Source organism: Celerinatantimonas yamalensis (assembly GCF_046054155.1).
Taxonomy (GTDB): Bacteria; Pseudomonadota; Gammaproteobacteria; order Enterobacterales; family Celerinatantimonadaceae; genus Celerinatantimonas; species Celerinatantimonas yamalensis.
Genome location: NZ_JBEQCT010000006.1, coordinates 178,059 through 195,421, shown reverse-complemented (window position 1 = coordinate 195,421; position 17,363 = coordinate 178,059). Strand labels below are relative to the sequence as shown.

Sequence of the window (17,363 nt, the reverse complement as noted above, 5' to 3'; positions counted from 1 at the left end):
AGGTTATTCGCCGGGGCTGGGCGCAATGCCTGCACTACTTTGGCTAACCGCTGCGTTGGTCTTAGCTGGATACGGAGAATATAGAGGTCCCTTTTGACCACAACCGACTAAACCGATGAGCAAAGTCGCTAGCAACACAATACGAGTTGTCATAATTGAGTTTCATCCTAGTACAAATGCCTTTATCATCGCATTCAAGACGAGAAAAGCAATAGGATAACTGACATGACAGACAGTGAATTTCACCAATTAGCGGATCTAATTTTCAGCCAACTTGAAGACGCGTTGGATAACCATGACGGCGAGATTGATTATGAAGGCGAAAGTGGCCTACTCAAACTGATGTTTGAAAACGCCAGCCACATTGTCATTAATAAGCAAGAACCGCTGCACCAAATTTGGGTTGCGACTAAATTTGACGGACATCATTTTGAGTACCAAGACGGTCAATGGATAGACAACCGAGGCGGTGGTGAACTGCTCAGTTTTTTAATCGAAGCCATCAAGCGCCAAAGTGGTGAAACACTGGCGCTGTAGCCCAAAAAGCTTCGGTTAGGCCTGCGCCTGTTGCACGCCATCATGGGCTACGGGGCTGCGGTATGGACGCACCAGTACTTGCCCATTTTCTTCAATAATGTCGTAGTATTGCGGCAAATTAAAGTTAATGGGCGCTTGTACCGAGTCAAATTCACGGCTTGAGGTGTAAAAGCGGTTGATTCCTTGCACCAATTCATCTTTAGAGCCGTCAAACTGTTGATACACTTCGACGCGGTTTTGCTCATCAACAATATAGATATTGAGATCTAGATTGTGCTGTTCAAAAAAGTATTGCACCAGTCCTTCACTAGCCTGTGCATTAACGATGGCTGGAATACTTAAGTTTTTCCCCGCATCAAGGCGCAGCGTCATCCGTTCTAACTTGCGACTGGAATGTTCGGTGTAAAAATCGATGCTGTTATCTAGCGGTTTGACCGATACACCGCGCTCTTCAAAAAAGATCCCATATTTATGGGCACCCAGTGTTAAAGTTTTAATGGTGCGGCGATTATCACTGGCCAAACGATGACGAATACATTCAAGCAGCAGCTGACGATAATCGGTTAAAATCACGGGTCGGAAGTGACTGCTATAGCAAAACACATCGATATGCTCAGGCGGGTTAGCATCGCGGTGCATTTTACTCAAAAGAGTCACTAAAGAATCGGTCACGGCCTGATCGCCACTAAAGTGAAGGGTGCGCACTTCATGCCAAGAGTTACGATAAACCAGATCAATCGAGCCAATTAAACACTCGGATTGTGCGCCAAACGCGAAGGTGTCCGGCTCAGCGGCATCAAATTCAATCACTTTCCCTGCCCAGTTCGCCGTTGGGTCATTTTCCAAATTGAGAAAGATACCTAAGTGATTGATTTCGCATGGTCGCGTGAGTGCCAAATTAGAGGCCGAGGGTACTTTTACCGGAAACGCATGGCGCAAATCTTCGGTAAATTCTTTGAGTTTCACATCATCGAGCTCTCCGGATTTGATTTTTACATGCACCCGAGTATCACTCATCAACAACTGATTAAAATAGCCCCATGCCACTAATTTGCTAATATAAGCGGCATGTTCGAGCATTTTCTCACCCACCATCATCCGGCTATCTAATGGCTGGCGATACAGATACCAACCTTTCGCATTCGCGCTCCCTTCAAGCACCTGCACAAACGAGAGATCGGTTTCGCCGAGATCGGGGGAAATTTGCGGGTTAATTTGGGTCACTTTTCCCGGTAAACTTTCAAACGCGGCATAAAGTTTACGCGATAAAATACCGATATCTTCAGCGTTAATCGATTCACTAATATCATTGCGCCGAGCAAAATGGATCAAGTTACGATAGCTCAGCATTAACGCATCTAGCAGTTCAGAATAAGCCGCTTTCACCTCCACAACGCCCCAGCATTGGCGGGTATTGAGATAACGTAACTGGGCATCATCCCACTGCCATTCGCGTACCAGATGTTTCATCACCTGTCGCGGCCAGTCTTGATGGCCAAATAAATTGGGTAAACTAAACCGCTCATTATTTTTTAGGTAAAAGCAACGCCGTACCAAATCAAGTCGCTTATTGTCACTGATCCGCTTGAGATAATCGGTCACGCGTTGCAGCATCATAAAATAAGGGTCAAGCCGATGGTCAAATTCATCACTATTTTGAAAGCGTGATTTAGCCTCACAAGCCAGCAGGCGGGTATGCGGGTAGTCAGCCGAATAGGCTTCCATTAACACCAGTTTAAGCACCGCTTTGTAGGGCGAATCGATGCCTTTGTATAGTTGCCATAATGCTGAGCCAAAATATTCTTCGGCAGGTATTGCATCGAGCCCACCTAGATCAAGCCAAGAGTCGGGATCAAACACGCCATTGGCGATCTGTTCTGCAACAAAATCATCATAAGGCATCGACATATCGGCCGGCACCGCGTACCAGACTAAGTATTTCCCCGCAATGCGTAGCGCTGTCCGATAAAACTCATCGAGCAATAACAAATGCTGCGCACTGCCACAGTTATCTGCAGACAGTTCACTGATCGTACCGGTTTTAAACTGGTTTTCTTCAACCAAAAAGAAGTTTAACTCAACATGGCGATTGGCGGCCCAATCACTAATAGCACTGCATTTGCCTTGCAAGAGCGCACGCTTAGCAATGGATAACTGGCTACCGTGGCAAACCCAAATGTCTAGATCGCTCTCGGTTGACTGTCCCATCGAGGCTGTACTACCCATGCTATAGAGTCCCCAAATGTGAGGACACTCAGGTTCACTAACATCACAGCCAAAATCATTACATAACATCTGCAGCTGCGCCGCGCTGGCACAAAACTGGCTAACGCCATGTGGCGTTTCATCGCCCACAAATCCAGGTAAACTTGGGTGATTAAAATGCAACAATAGCGGCAACAGTTCAAACGTCTGCCGGGCGGTATCGCTCATACTTTGCAGTGCTAACGCTCGTCGGCGTTCAGTATATAGACTGGCCCGAGCTAAATATTCATCAATATGTTGTTGCAAAACTGGACCTAAAGGCTTTATGACCGCGGCCTCTTGCCTCGGTTGCAGGAAAAATTAACCACAATCACAGTGTGACGATGGTAACAGTTTATCCTAAAACGGTAAACTAAAGCGATGAAAAAACCACCAATAAAATCAAGGCTATTTGAATGTCCCATCGATACGCGCATCGACGCGCTAGCCGCGCTCGATCAATAGCCGTCAATATCCACCTAATTTCCCCCGCCAGCACAACAGATAAAACACCAAGGCAAATACCGTTAACGCGAAGTGAGGGGCAGATGTTGCTTAGTAAAGCATGTTATCATAAAGATAACTTATGCTTTTTGCCTATGCATGGTAGTGGCAAAAAGCGATGGTTCCAGCGATGATTAAGCGCTGACCATGATTATCTATTTCACTCATCCGGTTTTAGGGGGACTATCTACCGTGCCAACTCTTCGTATCGCCACCCGTCAAAGCGCCCTAGCCCTGTGGCAAGCTGACTATGTTAAACAGGCCTTACTCAGCCACCATCGCGATCTCATTGTCGAGTTTGTCCCTATTGTGACTCGCGGCGATAAATTGCTCGATACTCCCCTGGCTAAAATCGGTGGCAAGGGACTATTTGTCAAAGAACTAGAAGTCGCGATGCTAGAGGGTCACGCTGACATTGCGGTGCATTCGATGAAAGATGTGCCAATGGCGTTTCCCGACGGTCTATGTTTACAGACTATTTGCGCGCGCGGCAATCCATTGGATGCGTTTGTCAGTAACACCGTGGCCACCATCGAGCAGTTGCCTCACGGCGCAGTGGTTGGCACATCGAGCTTGCGCCGGCAATGCCAGCTCAAAGCGCATCGTCCTGATTTGGTCATTCGTAATTTACGCGGCAATGTTGGCACCCGATTAAGTAAGCTGGATGCGGGCGAATATGATGCGATTATTTTAGCCTGTGCCGGACTTGAGCGTCTTGCACTCTCGGAGCGCATTACTCGTGCTATCCCCGCCGAGTTGAGTCTACCCGCTTGTGGACAAGGTGCCGTTGGTATCGAATGTCGCAGCGATGATGCCATCGTGCAGCGTCTGCTCGCACCGCTGGATGACGCTGACACCCGCGATCGAGTACTCGCTGAGCGGGCGATGAATACACACCTTAATGGCGGCTGTCAGGTACCGATTGGTGGTTACGCGACGCTCGATGAACATGATCAATTGCATATTCACGGACTGGTTGGCGCTAGCGACGGACAAACTATTATCCGAGCCGAGCAACATGGCCCTCGCCAAGATGCCGAGCAATTAGGTATCCGATTGGCACAAGCGCTACTTGATCAAGGCGCGGATCGCATTTTGCAGGACCTAGCCGATGAAGGCCTCTAACCGGCGGTTCTTGCTCACTCGCCCTCAGCCCGCCAATAGCGCCGATACTCAGCAGTTGCGCGCTAACGGAGTGCAAGCATGGGGCACACCACTGCTTGACTTTAAAGGGTGCCTCCCCTTTCAAGGCGTGGCGCTGGCCAATTATTTTCGCAGTTTTGATACAATCATTGCACTTAGCCCACGCTCTAGTCTGTTTTGCCAGCCTGAGTTTTGGCCTGATTGTCATTATGTGGCGATGGGCGACTCAAGCGCTCAGCACTGGCGACAATTGGGGCTTGATGTTACATGCCCAGAGCAAGCAACAAGTGAAGGGATGCTCGCCTATTTTCAGGTGCAGCCAAATATCGGCTCACAGCAGCTATTAATATTGCGCGGACAAATCAGCCGCAATTGGTTGCCAACTCAGCTGCAGGCGATCACCCAAAGTGTCACCGAGTTATGCAGCTATCAACAAATGTTACAACCGATCAGTGCCGAGCAGTTCGCAATGTGGCAAATCCAGGGGATTAACGTCATCGTTTGCAGTAGCGCCACTCAGGTCACTCATCTTATCCATACTGCAAAACAACATCAGGCTCAATCGTGGTTGGCAAGCTGTTCTTTAGCCGTTCCCAGTGCTAGGGTCGCACAACTCATCGATTTTCCCTTTCATCATGTGTATAACTGTAGGGGAGCCAATTGTGATGCCCTTTTGGCAACTCTAGAATCTATTGTTTAAGGAACCGCTATGTCCGAGTCATCACCTCAATATCCGCCTGAGCAAGCCAAAACAGGTTCGCTAAAAGGAGGATTACTATTATCGGGGTTTGCGTTAGTGGTTTCTATCGCTATTGCGGGATATGGCTGGCAGCAGATACATGCCTTGAATCAACAGGTCAGCTCGCTCAACACCCAAAATAGCCAACTGCAAACAAATCTAACCAAAGCGGCCATGACCGCGACCAAACAAGATGCCCAGCTCCGTGAACAGCTCAGCCAGACTCAGCAGAATCTGGCCACCCAACGCTCGCAAAATAAAGTGATTTTAAGCCAATTGCAAAGTGATACTCAGGCACTGAAGCAGCGCTTTTCTCAGCTCAATTTACATGATCTAAACCAATGGCGGTTGTATGAATCGCAATATCTTATCCATTTAGCCGCTCGCAAGGCATTGCTTGAAAGCGATATGACTTCAGCGAAGACACTGCTGCAAAGTGCCGATCAGAGCGTCTTGCAATTGCACGATCCACAATATATTGCACTACGCCGTGCCATTGCAGATGATATCAATCAGCTTGATGCTCTGCCTAAAATTGATATTGAAGGCATCATGATTCAAATTGATAGCCTGAGCCAGCAAGTTACAGAGCTCGCACTCACTCGCGTGACCCTTCCGAAAGTACAAGATCAACCCACTGCGTCCAGCCAAAGCGGTTGGAAGGCCTCGCTGGCAGCAAGTTGGCATCACTTTATCGATCAGTTTATTACCGTTCGTCGCCGTAATAGTGATGTCAAACCATTACTGGCGCCGGACAAAGTATGGTATTTAAAACAGAATTTACAGCTACAATTACAACAAGCGGCCATCGCGGCAGGCCAACATCGCCAACAGCTTTATCAGCAAAGCCTCGCAACCGCAACTCGTTGGATCAACGACTATTTTAGCCATAATCCAGCCTCAGCCCATCTAGTGCGCACCTTGAGCAAATTGCAAAGCGAGTCTATTAACGCAGCTACGCCAGCTCAATTCAGTTCAGTAGCACTTATCGACCAGGCTGTCGCTAAGGCGAGTCATCCAGAGACTTCCGAGGAGCAAAAGTAATGATTCGGCTGTTTTTAGTTCTATTGGTTGCAGCGGCAGGGATGCTAGCAGGCCCATTGCTGGAGGGGCGACAGGGGTATGTCTTGATTGCGATGGGACATTACACCATAGAGATGTCCGTCGTCGCTGGGATAACCGCTCTGATTGTATTTTATATCATTGCACAACTGTTGTTTCAATTGCTCAAACAACTGTGGCGCTCAGGCCCAGGCATGCTTGGGCACTGGCGTAATCGGCGCCAACGCAACGCGCGACTGCAGACCCAGCAAGGGTTACTGTCACTGTACCAAGGGGACTATCAAGATGCCCAAGAACAACTGGCTAAATCGGCACGCAGCAGTGATTCACCCTCATTAAACTATCTGTCAGCCGCGCGCGCCGCGGCCAGTCAAGGTGATTTGGGCGTCAGCGATAAATTGCTCGAAAAAGCCGACAAACAGAGCCCTAACTCACAAACGCGTCAAGCAGTGTGGTTAGCACGCGCTAAATTAAAACTTGAGGCTGGCGATCTAGAAGCTGCGCGCACGTTACTCGATCAATTACCAGCCAGTCAACGTCATCGCCCGTCAGCTTTACAGATCCGCTACCAATTGGCGAAAGCAGACCACAACTGGGATAGTCAGTTGGAGGTTTTAGAGCAGCTTGCCAAATTTCAACCCGAACGCTGGCAAAGTGAGCAAGTATATAGCTATACAGGTAAATTTGATCAATTAGCCAAAGAAGGGCATGCCGTCTTTGATAACTATTGGCACGGTTTATCGCGTAAATTCCGTCAACAAAGCTGGGTGATTAAAGCGGCCCACAGCGCCATGTTAACCTTGGACCGAGGGGAGCTGCTGGCAACTTGTTTACAAAAGCAGCTCAAAGCGAAACCCATTGATGAGGTTGCACTCAATCTGGTGCCCAAGCTAGCAAAAGAAGATTCACTCAAGTTACTGCCACTGCTACAAAAACTAGCTAAATCTGAACCTCAACATGCCCAATTACTCACTGTGCTAGGCGCTGTTTATATCCTTCAGGGGCAACTTGATGAAGCACAGCAGCAGTTACAAACAAGCCAAAATATCCAAGCCAGTGCCCGAACATATCGATTACTTGGGGATATTTGCGCCGCTCGCCATGACAATGAACAAGCGCTAAGTTGGTATCAAAAAGCGTTGGCTTATCGTAGCCTTACCGCCTAGATCAGTAGCCAAAGCCACCTCTAGGCTGAAGGACTTACGCTATGGAATGTTTAAATGAATTCATAAGCGTCAGCGTGTAACTGCGACAGTGGTAATCCTTGTGCAACAAACGCATCACGAGCGACAGCCGCCATCTCAAAGCGCCCCGCAATATACACATCAAGTTCGCTCATCGATGGAAAATCAGCTAAAACGGCTTCATGAACTAACCCGATTTTTCCCTGCCAATGCGCAATGCTCTGCTCGATAACCGGAACAAATTCAATCTTTTTGTCATCATGCCACTGCTGCGCTAATTCAAATAGATACAACCCACCTAAATTACGTCCTCCCCAGTACAGATAGACCCGTTGCTGATGAGGAATTTGGTTGAGATATTCGATCAGTGATTTGGCATAAGAAAAACCGGTTCCTCCCACCATCACTAATACATCACGTGGCGGCACTTTATCAATGGTCGCGCGGCCAAAGGGCAATTCCACATCGATGCTTGGTTGACTGTGCAAACGTTCAATCACTTGGCCAGCATAGCCGTTATTAGCAGGAGCGCCGATATGTAACTCAAGGGTGTGCTGCCCAGGGGCATTGGCGATCGAAAAGGGGCGCTTATCATCATCAGCCATCACCACTTGTAAATATTGCCCTGCGGTAAAATCGACGTTTTGGTCGGGGGTTAAGACGACATTATAAACATCATCTAAGATGGGACTTAGCAGTTCAACCTGACAACTCATCCGTTTCATGCAAACTCCATGGTAGCTAGTGGCGAGATCCGCCCAAGTACAAATACTCGGGCTTAAGTTAACTATTATCGCATTTTTTGTGAGGTAAGCGTTAATCAGATGAGCATTACACCTGATTCATAGTGACTAATCAATTCCCAAAGAGGGCCATAGCGCATCAATGCGCTGGCACACTTGCTCATCCATGTGAATGACATGTCCCCATTCTCGCGCGGTTTCGCCAGGCCATTTATTGGTGGCATCTAGTCCCATTTTAGAACCTAGACCGGTAACCGGCGAGGCAAAATCTAAATAATCGATCGGGGTGTTTTCCACCATTACGGTATCACGTGCAGGATCCATCCGCGTGGTGATCGCCCAAATCACATCTTCCCAATTACGCGCATCGATATCGTCATCACAGACAATCACAAATTTAGTATACATAAACTGGCGTAAATAGGACCAAACCCCCATCATGACTCGTTTGGCATGCCCAGGATATTGCTTTTTCATCGTCACCACGGCCATTCGGTAAGAGCAACCTTCAGGAGGTAGATAAAAGTCAACAATTTCAGGAAACTGCTTTTGTAAAATGGGGACAAAAACTTCATTGAGCGCTTTGCCTAAAATCGCAGGCTCATCCGGTGGACGGCCGGTGTAGGTACTATGATAGATAGGATCGCGCCGATGCGTGATATGAGTGATGGTAAATACGGGAAATTCATCGGTCTCATTGTAATAGCCAGTATGATCGCCATAGGGGCCTTCAAGCGCTGTTTCACCGGGCACCAAATACCCCTCTAACACAATCTCAGCGCTCGCTGGCACTTCTAAATCGCAGCTAATGCATTGGACAACTTCAGTGCGTGATCCGCGCAGCAAACCAGCAAATGCGTACTCAGATAGAGTATCCGGTACCGGCGTCACTGCGCCAAGGATGGTCGCGGGGTCACATCCTAACGCCACTGCCACCGGATAAGGTTTACCTGGATTAACCTCTTGCCACTCAAGATAGTCCAATGCACCGCCTCGGTGAGAAAGCCAGCGCATAATCAACTTATTTTTGGCTAACTTTTGCTGGCGATAGATCCCAAGATTTTGCCGCTTTTTAAAGGGTCCACGCGTGACCGTTAACCCCCACGTCACAAGCGGCGCAGCATCCCCTGGCCAGCAGGTTTGAATGGGCAATTTATCTAAGTCCACTTCATCGGCGCTTAACACGACTTCCTGACACGGCGCATGCCGTACTTTTTTGGTGGGCATATTGAGAACTTGCTTAAAAATGGGTAATTTTTCCATCAGCTCTTTAAAGCCCTTCGGTGGCTCAGGCTCTTTGAGATAGGATAACCACTGCCCCACATCACGCAGTTCACTAACGCTATCACGGCCCATGCCTAATGCAACACGCTCAGGCGTGCCAAAGAGATTCCCCAAGACGGGCATGTCATAGCCTTTCACCTGCTCAAACAATAGTGCTGGCCCAGCACGCTTAAGCGTTCGATCACAGATTTCGGTGATCTCCAAATAAGCGTCAATGGGTTGTTTGATCCGTTTTAGTTCACCGCGTTCTTCTAATAAAGCGATAAACTCGCGAAGATCTCGATATTTCATCAGCTCCCCTTAAGGTTTAATCAGCTTATGGCGCGCTAGCACTTGTGTCGCTTGCTGGCGAAGCGAGCCCTTTTGACTGAGTTGTTTGAGGTAGTTTAAAGCATTCGGATAGCGCTTGGCGAGAATCGCGATGGCATCTAAGGCATAATCACGCATCTGCGGATACGACAGCGCTTGGGTCAACGTTGCGAACGCCATCGCAGGTGCAAAATGATTGGCAATCGCTTTGGCAGCATTGACACTGTATTGGTCAACGGGATGAGCAAACAACGTTGCCAAGAGTGATGGATCTTCGAGATGATAGGCAATCGCAGCCAGGACGCTGTTATCTGGAAAATAGTAATGATGCTGCTCAATGCTTCGATAGGTACGCCAAAGCTGCTTATGATCGAGCACACCTAAGGCATCAACCACACTTTGTTGCTGAGCGAGTAACTTGGCATTATCGGCTCGAAATATTTGCGACCAAGGGAATTGCCCTTCGCGCAATTGATCGGCATAGAGCTTGCGACGCTGCTGCATTTGCCAATGGCGAATAATCGCTCGCGCCAAGGCCGGATAGTCGTATCGTGGGTGAGTGATCTGATAACCATCGCTCTGGGTTGTTTCCATTAAGGTCGGCCGCTCATGGGCGATTTGCTGAAGCCATGGTAATAATGAGTGCGGGATCACCGCTTGGAATTGATAATATTGGCTCAATAATACATATAACAGCGGCTCACGCTGTTTGGGGGCCAATGTTGGAATGTGGTACTGCAACCAAGCTAAATTGCCGCTGCGCATCTCTTTTTTCGCCTGAACGAGAATCGGCAAACCATTATCAATGGGCGGTCTTACCGCCGCAGGCAGACGCACACTTATCACCAGCAATAGTATTGTTATGAATCTCATATTTTCCGACATTGGGGATCCCTACAAGCAATGCATTAGACGTACCCACCACCAGCTAGCATAACTACCACCTTTGTCATTGACCGCTATGAAGCGGCTGAGTTCCCTCATCCACCTAGATACACATAAAAAAACCGACCTCATGGGTCGGTCTTTTGACAAGTCAATATATCAGGTTAAATGCTAATATAGTGTGCTCATAATGATGCTTATTTTTTCTTCATCGCATCAAAGAACTCTTCATTGGTTTTGGTCATTGCCAATTTATCAATCAAAAATTCCATGGCATCGATCTCATCCATCGGATGGACGATTTTACGCAAAATCCACATTTTTTGCAGTTCTTCTTGCGTGGTCAGCAGCTCTTCACGACGCGTCCCAGAGCGATTGATATCGATCGCAGGATACACTCGTTTTTCCGCAATCTTGCGGCTCAAGTGCAATTCCATATTACCGGTCCCTTTAAACTCTTCATAGATCACTTCATCCATTTTTGAGCCGGTATCGATCAATGCAGTAGCAATAATGGTCAGACTACCACCCTCTTCAACGTTACGTGCCGCGCCAAAGAAGCGTTTGGGACGATGCAATGCATTGGCATCTACCCCCCCCGTTAACACTTTCCCGGACGATGGGATCACGGTGTTGTAAGCACGGGCCAGACGAGTGATAGAATCGAGTAAAATCACCACATCTTTTTTGTGTTCAACTAGTCGTTTGGCTTTTTCAATCACCATTTCAGCGACTTGCACATGACGACTAGCGGGTTCATCAAAGGTTGAAGCAATCACTTCACCTTTCACCAAGCGCTGCATCTCAGTCACTTCTTCAGGACGCTCATCAATAAGCAGAACCATCAGTTCACATTCGGGATAATTGAACGCGATATTTTGTGCAATATTTTGTAGCAACATGGTTTTACCCGCTTTTGGCGGAGCAACAATCAAACCACGTTGACCTCGACCAATAGGGGAAGCGAGATCCAGCACGCGAGCCGTAATGTCTTCTGTTGAACCATTACCACGCTCCATAATCAACCGTCGGGTTGCATGCAGTGGTGTTAAGTTCTCAAATAAGACTTTATTGCGTGAGTTTTCAGGCTTGTCATAGTTTACTTCGTTAATTTTCAACAGCGCGAAGTAACGTTCGCCTTCTTTAGGTGGGCGGATTTTCCCGGCAATGGTGTCCCCAGTACGCAAATTAAAGCGACGGATTTGACTCGGTGACACATAGATATCATCGGGACCGGCCATGTAGGAACTGTCTGCACTGCGTAAGAAGCCAAAGCCATCCTGCAGTATTTCCAAGACGCCATGACCGAAGATATCTTCGCCACTTTTTGCGTGGGCTTTTAGGATGGCAAAAATGATATCTTGTTTGCGTAGTCGGGCAAGGTTTTCCAAGCCCATCTCTTCGCCTAACGCGACTAGGTCATGGACTGGAGTATTTTTCAGCTCAGTTAAGTTCATAGTGGTGAGTTTCTTGGTTGTTAGGGATGACCCTAAACAGTATTATGTATAAGGTTACGTTTTTATTTAATGATAAGTGATTCGTTACAGACTGAAGTATGGAATGAGCCGTAGGTCGACACAGAGACTTCGATTGACTAAGTTAGCACTACTGTGAGTTAAAATCCAGTAAAAAGCAAGCCTAAAACAGGGCTTGCTTAGATACAGTTGTTAGCCATTAACAGAGATTACATATTTTCGTTAATAAATTCAACTAGTTGCGTCTTAGATAATGCGCCAACTTTCGTCGCTGCCACATTACTATCTTTAAAAATCATCAGTGTGGGTATGCCGCGAATACCATATTTAGGTGCGGTTTCAGGATTCTCGTCAATGTTGAGCTTGGCGACGGTAATCTTACCAGCAAATTCGTCGGCTACTTCAGTTAAGATTGGCGCAATCATTTTACAAGGGCCACACCACTCCGCCCAAAAATCAACAATGACAGGCCCTTTGGCGTTAATAACAGCTTCTTCAAAGCTGGCATCGGTTATGTGAACAATGTTGTCGCTCATTACTTACTCCGGGTTACAATATACAAGTCACAAAAAGTGAGTAGACTTTTGCTAATATAGTCGCTCTATTTGAATAGATCCTGCTTATTATTGCAACCCTAACCTGATATGCTTGAACAATGAGTAAAAAACATCTAACAGACCAGAAATTTGCCGATCTGGGACTCCAACCGCAAGTGCTTAACGCACTGGAGCAGCAAGGCTACGATAACTGTACCGCTATTCAGGCTGAAAGTCTGCCGGTGCTATTGCAAGGACAAGACATCGCAGGTCAGGCACAGACTGGGACAGGGAAGACGTTGGCATTTTTAGTCGCCACCTTCAACCACCTGTTAGTCACGCCTGAACCGGAAGGTCGTGGGCTTAATCAGCCGCGAGCCATCATGATGGCGCCGACTCGGGAATTGGCGATCCAAATCCATCGGGACGCTGAGGCTTTATCCCGCACAACTGGTCTGAAAATGGGCCTAGTGTATGGCGGGGAAGGTTATGAAAGTCAGCGTCATACATTGGATCAGGGGATCGATATTTTAATCGGCACTACCGGGCGAATGATCGACTATTGCAAGCAAGGCGCGTTCAATCTTAATGCCATTCAAGTATTGGTTCTTGATGAAGCCGATCGCATGTTTGACTTAGGATTTATCAAAGATATTCGTTACCTGATGCGGCGCATGAGTCCCCCTAGCGAACGGCTCAACATGCTGTTCTCTGCTACCCTTTCATACAAGGTTAAAGAGCTCGCCTTTGAACATATGAATGAGCCTAAACACATCATGATTGAACCGCTGCAAATGACTAATGCACGCATTAGTGAAGAGTTGTTCTATCCATCTAATAACGAAAAAATGGCATTATTTCAAACTATCTTAGAAGAAGAATGGCCCGATAAAGCCATTGTATTTGCCAATACCAAGCATCGCTGTGAAGATGTTTGGGGGTACTTGAGTGCCGATGGTCATCGCGTTGGATTGCTAACCGGTGATATTCCACAGCGCAAACGGATGAAGATCCTCGATCAGTTTAGTAAAGGTGACGTTGATATTCTCGTTGCCACCGATGTAGCCGCCCGTGGTTTGCATATTCCGCATGTGACGATGGTATTAAATTACGATCTTCCTGATGATGCGGAAGATTATGTTCACCGTATTGGGCGCACTGGTCGAGCCGGAGAAACGGGCCGAGCAATCAGCCTCGCATGTGAAGAGTATGTGTTTAATCTACCAGCCATTGAGGAGTATATTAACCACCCGATTCCCGTTGCTCAATATGACCCTGACGCTTTGCTCACCGATCTACCCGCACCAATCAAATTGCATCGTCCTCGAGGCAATCGCGCTGGCAGTAGTAAAGGTGGCAATGATCGCTCTCGACGCAGTCACTCTGGGCCCCGACGTCGGCGCAGTAATAATTCACCGCGTAGCCAGTCATCGCAAGCATAGGAAGCTTTATGGTGTTACCACTTTACGCCGCTATTGATCTGGGTTCGAACAGCTTTCACATGCTCATTGTGCGCGAGCTTGGCGGAGCCATCCAAACGGTGGCGAAGGTGAAACGTAAAGTGCAGCTGGCCGCAGGCCTCGATGAGAATAATCGGTTGGATCATGGCGCGATGACGCGCGGCTGGCAATGTCTTAGTTTATTCGCTGAGCAGTTACAAGATATTGCCCCTGAGAACTTAATCATTGTCGCCACAGCAACCTTGCGCCAAGCGGTGAACCGCGATGAGTTTATCAGTAAAGCGGAGCAAATTTTACGCCATCGTATCCGTGTAATTAGCGGTGAAGAAGAAGCCAGTATTATCTATCGTGGCGTCGCGTGTACCAGTAGTGGTCGTGGTCGACGCCTCGTGATCGATATCGGCGGAGCGAGTACCGAACTGGTGATTGGTGAGCAAAATCAAACCTTACTACTCAATAGTCTCACCATGGGCTGCGTCACTTGGTTAAAACGTTTTTTTTCCGGGAATGCGCCGCTAACACAGCGGCAATTTGATCAAGCCACTACAACCGCCAAAACCTTGCTGGCCCCTCATTTGAGTGATTATCGCAGGCTCGGTTGGCAAAGTTGCATTGGCGCATCGGGCACCGTACAGGCCGTTCATGAAATCATGCTTGCCCAGCAAATGGGTGAGCCAATGACATTGAAAAAACTCTATCAACTACGTGATCAAGTGATTGCTTGCGGTCGATTTGAACAGTTGCAATTGGATGGTTTAAGCATTGAACGTCGATCAGTATTTCCAAGTGGCTTGGCGATCTTAATCGCATTATGTGAAACACTTAAGATAGCTGAGATTAATTTGGCTGGGGGAGCACTGCGTGAAGGGCTCGTCTGCGGCTTACTCAGTCAGCAGCCGTCATCTAGCGTGCGCACCAAAACAGCCGAAAGTTTTATTAAACGCCACCATATCGATCCGCTACAAGCCAAACAAGTATGTGATTATGCCTTGGCACTGGCAGCGCAAATTGCCCCGGCGTTTAATCATCATGAAAGGCAGATGCTGCGCTATGCGGCGCTATTTCATGAAGTTGGGCTCAATATTGAATTTAAACGCGCCCCTCAGCATGCCGCTTATATTATTGATCATAGCGATCTCCCCGGTTTTACCCTTGAACAAAAACATTTGGTGTCAGCGATTCTACTTAATCAACGTGGTCCTTGGCAGCTCGAGGCATTGAAGAGCCAGCGCGCGATGTCATTTGAGCGATCGCTCACTCTCACTCGGTTACTACGAATCGCAATTATCTTAAGTATGCGTCGCAATCAAAGTGATCCGTTGCCGATTAGTTTACTGCAAGAGGTCGATGACCCAGAGCACTGGATCCTCAACCTCCCCCCTGGCTGGCAAGATGACTATCCATTGCGTCATACTGAGCTACAAGATGAATGCAACACCCCGCCGACTAGCGACCAAAACCTAAATATTAGCGAATATATTGCTTAATCGCGCGGTGTAAACAGGCGATTAAAAGGCTCACTAAAGCGCAGCGTATCATGAGTAATAGGTAAGGGTTTTGCACGCAGTGGCGCGACCTGTACAACTTGGGCATCCACTGCAAATGGCCATTGCCAACCAAATGGTTCGAGAATACGAAAGCCAAAGCGTGGATAATAATCGGCCAGTCCGATCACGATTGTTGCATCATACTTTCGCTGGCGGAGCTGCTCGAGGGCAACATTAACCATGGCGGAGCCGACCCCGTAACCTTGGCATTTAGGGATCACGGCCATAGGCTCCAAGATCATCAATTTTAAATCAGCATGATTATCTAAATAAACGGGGCTTGCCAACAAATGAGCACTCACTTGTCCATCAATTTCAGCCACTAATGAGAGTCGATCACAGTCCAAGTGGCGAATAGCTTCAACAAATTGCGCTTCTTGAGGACGTTCAAACACTTGGATATAAATTTTCCGAATTGCATCTTCATCGTGAACCCGAGCAATTCGAAAGGTTGGACTTAAGCTACTCATTCGCCTCATACTCCTCATGGCAATAGCTGGGGGAACACATTAACAGACCTATCGGATAAAAACTCCGATCTATCGCACAGCTGACAGCTCAGGCTCGCCGCTGGGAGTCAGGTTAATTATAGACACATTTCACCTCGTCCGTCGTCCATTTTAATGATATTTAAATCAATAATATCTTCAAAAGCATCCCTTTAACTCACTCCCTTATTCATAAAAAACAAGTTGTTATGTTATGCTGCTCAGTTCGTTAGACTGTTGCGACAAGTCCTACTCCAACAAAAGCCCCTATCGCAGCACACCACCTATATAGGAAAAACAGTCCCATGGGATATGAATGGCTCGCACTCATCGCCGCGGCGCTTTGGGCATCAACGAGTTTAATTTCCGTCACACCGGCTCGCCATTTAGGTGCATTTAGTTATAGCCGCTGGCGCATGGCAATCGTGAGCACCATCTTAGCCACCATCAGCCTAATGAGTGGCGGTTGGCATACGCTCAGCGCTGAGGACATAGCCTGGCTTGCGATTTCTGGAGGAATTGGCATCTTTATCGGTGATACCGCTTTGTTTGCCTGTATGAATCGAATGGGACCAAGACGGGCGAATCTGCTATTTACCTGCAACGCACTATTTTCAGTGCTCTTTGGCATCGTGTTTTTTAACGAACAGATCCTCGGTTGGCAACTGCTAGGCGCAGTTTTACTGTTCATTGGCGTAGCGTTAGCCATTCTCTTCGGTCGCCGAGCACGCACACATTTGTGGGAGAGTATTCACGGCTCACTCATGATCGCCATCGGCTTGGGGTTGCTCGCTGCATTATGTCAAAGTTTAGGCGCCGTATTAGCAAAACCCGCCATGCAAGGCAGTGCCGATCCAATTTCAGCCTCATTGGTGCGTATGAGCTGCGCCCTACTCTGCCATCTGCTGCTTTGGTGGCAATATCCGCGCCTGAGCCGCTCGCAGAATCCTATCAATCGAAGAATTTTCAGCTTGGTCTTTGCCAATGGATTTCTAGCGATGGCCGTTGGCATGACATTAATTTTGTATGCCCTGCGCAAAGGTGATGTGGGGATGATTGCACTGTTATCTGCAACAACGCCAATTATGATCTTACCGATGCTGTGGTTTTATACCAAAGAGGCGCCAACGCGCAGCGCTTGGGCTGCTGCGGCGTTGACAGTGATTGGTTCAGGATTACTGCTAGGCTGAGCAAACGGCACATCAACGCAAGCAGTATCGGCT

At 47.8% G+C, this 17,363-nt stretch carries 16 protein-coding genes; 8 read left to right on the top strand and 8 right to left on the bottom strand.

Annotation, left to right across the window (positions count from 1 at the left end; translation table 11 throughout):
* Positions 1-3: 3 nt before the first annotated feature.
* On the bottom strand, positions 4-153 hold the full coding sequence (gene lptM, locus ABUE30_RS13395; RefSeq protein WP_408624306.1) for an LPS translocon maturation chaperone LptM: 150 nt from the start codon (positions 151-153) through the stop codon (positions 4-6).
* A 72-nt stretch (positions 154-225) separates the two neighbouring features.
* Between lptM and cyaY the strand changes: the two genes are divergently transcribed.
* Complete coding sequence (cyaY, locus tag ABUE30_RS13390) at positions 226-537, top strand: iron donor protein CyaY (protein WP_408624305.1); 312 nt, start codon at positions 226-228, stop codon at positions 535-537.
* A gap of 15 nt (positions 538-552) precedes the next feature.
* Here cyaY and ABUE30_RS13385 read toward each other — a convergent pair whose 3' ends face one another.
* Complete coding sequence (locus ABUE30_RS13385) at positions 553-3,048, bottom strand: class I adenylate cyclase (protein WP_408624304.1); 2,496 nt, start codon at positions 3,046-3,048, stop codon at positions 553-555.
* A 384-nt stretch (positions 3,049-3,432) separates the two neighbouring features.
* Between ABUE30_RS13385 and hemC the strand changes: the two genes are divergently transcribed.
* From hemC to ABUE30_RS13365, 4 genes are read left to right on the top strand one after another with little or no spacing between them, the layout of a single operon-like run.
* A complete protein-coding gene (hemC, locus tag ABUE30_RS13380; protein WP_408624303.1) occupies positions 3,433-4,410 on the top strand; it encodes a hydroxymethylbilane synthase in 978 nt (325 codons plus the stop codon).
* The gene (locus ABUE30_RS13375) at positions 4,397-5,128 is read left to right on the top strand and encodes a uroporphyrinogen-III synthase (RefSeq protein ID WP_408624302.1); all 732 of its coding nucleotides are present in this window, start codon (positions 4,397-4,399) and stop codon (positions 5,126-5,128) included. The genes hemC and ABUE30_RS13375 overlap by 14 nt, the downstream gene beginning before the upstream one ends.
* 9 nt (positions 5,129-5,137) lie before the next feature.
* The gene (locus ABUE30_RS13370) at positions 5,138-6,211 is read left to right on the top strand and encodes a uroporphyrinogen-III C-methyltransferase (protein WP_408624301.1); all 1,074 of its coding nucleotides are present in this window, start codon (positions 5,138-5,140) and stop codon (positions 6,209-6,211) included.
* Positions 6,211-7,395, top strand: coding sequence for a heme biosynthesis HemY N-terminal domain-containing protein (locus tag ABUE30_RS13365; protein WP_408624300.1), 1,185 nt, complete (start codon positions 6,211-6,213; stop codon positions 7,393-7,395). Before ABUE30_RS13370 ends, ABUE30_RS13365 begins: the two co-directional genes overlap by 1 nt.
* Before the next feature lie 50 nt (positions 7,396-7,445).
* On the opposite strand, the gene fre is transcribed toward ABUE30_RS13365, so the two are convergent.
* From fre to trxA, 5 genes are all read right to left on the bottom strand, one after another.
* Positions 7,446-8,138, bottom strand: coding sequence for an NAD(P)H-flavin reductase (gene fre / locus ABUE30_RS13360; protein WP_408624299.1), 693 nt, complete (start codon positions 8,136-8,138; stop codon positions 7,446-7,448).
* Positions 8,139-8,264: 126 nt separating this feature from the next.
* Positions 8,265-9,731 carry a 4-hydroxy-3-polyprenylbenzoate decarboxylase gene (ubiD, locus tag ABUE30_RS13355; RefSeq protein WP_408624298.1) on the bottom strand — a complete coding sequence of 489 codons (1,467 nt, stop codon included), beginning with the start codon at positions 9,729-9,731 and terminating at the stop codon, positions 8,265-8,267.
* A gap of 9 nt (positions 9,732-9,740) precedes the next feature.
* Positions 9,741-10,586, bottom strand: coding sequence for a hypothetical protein (locus ABUE30_RS13350; RefSeq protein WP_408624296.1), 846 nt, complete (start codon positions 10,584-10,586; stop codon positions 9,741-9,743).
* Positions 10,587-10,831: 245 nt separating this feature from the next.
* Positions 10,832-12,091, bottom strand: a complete 1,260-nt coding sequence (gene rho, locus ABUE30_RS13345) for a transcription termination factor Rho (RefSeq protein WP_408624295.1) — start codon at positions 12,089-12,091, stop codon at positions 10,832-10,834.
* Between the two features lie 227 nt (positions 12,092-12,318).
* Positions 12,319-12,645 (bottom strand): thioredoxin TrxA, encoded by a 327-nt coding sequence (gene trxA, locus ABUE30_RS13340; protein ID WP_408624294.1) that lies wholly within the window; start codon positions 12,643-12,645, stop codon positions 12,319-12,321.
* Positions 12,646-12,764: 119 nt separating this feature from the next.
* Between trxA and rhlB the strand changes: the two genes are divergently transcribed.
* Both rhlB and gppA read left to right on the top strand, forming a co-directional pair.
* On the top strand, positions 12,765-14,087 hold the full coding sequence (gene rhlB, locus ABUE30_RS13335) for an ATP-dependent RNA helicase RhlB (protein ID WP_408624293.1): 1,323 nt from the start codon (positions 12,765-12,767) through the stop codon (positions 14,085-14,087).
* 8 nt (positions 14,088-14,095) lie between these two features.
* Entirely contained in the window at positions 14,096-15,592 is a 1,497-nt protein-coding gene (gene gppA / locus ABUE30_RS13330) for a guanosine-5'-triphosphate,3'-diphosphate diphosphatase (RefSeq protein WP_408624292.1), read from the top strand.
* Here the strand turns inward: gppA and ABUE30_RS13325 are convergent.
* Complete coding sequence (locus ABUE30_RS13325; protein ID WP_408624291.1) at positions 15,589-16,122, bottom strand: GNAT family N-acetyltransferase; 534 nt, start codon at positions 16,120-16,122, stop codon at positions 15,589-15,591. The genes gppA and ABUE30_RS13325 overlap by 4 nt on opposite strands.
* Positions 16,123-16,445: 323 nt before the next feature.
* Between ABUE30_RS13325 and ABUE30_RS13320 the strand changes: the two genes are divergently transcribed.
* Positions 16,446-17,330: a DMT family transporter gene (locus tag ABUE30_RS13320; protein WP_408624290.1), complete on the top strand. Its 885-nt coding sequence runs from the start codon at positions 16,446-16,448 to the stop codon at positions 17,328-17,330.
* Positions 17,331-17,363: the final 33 nt, after the last annotated feature.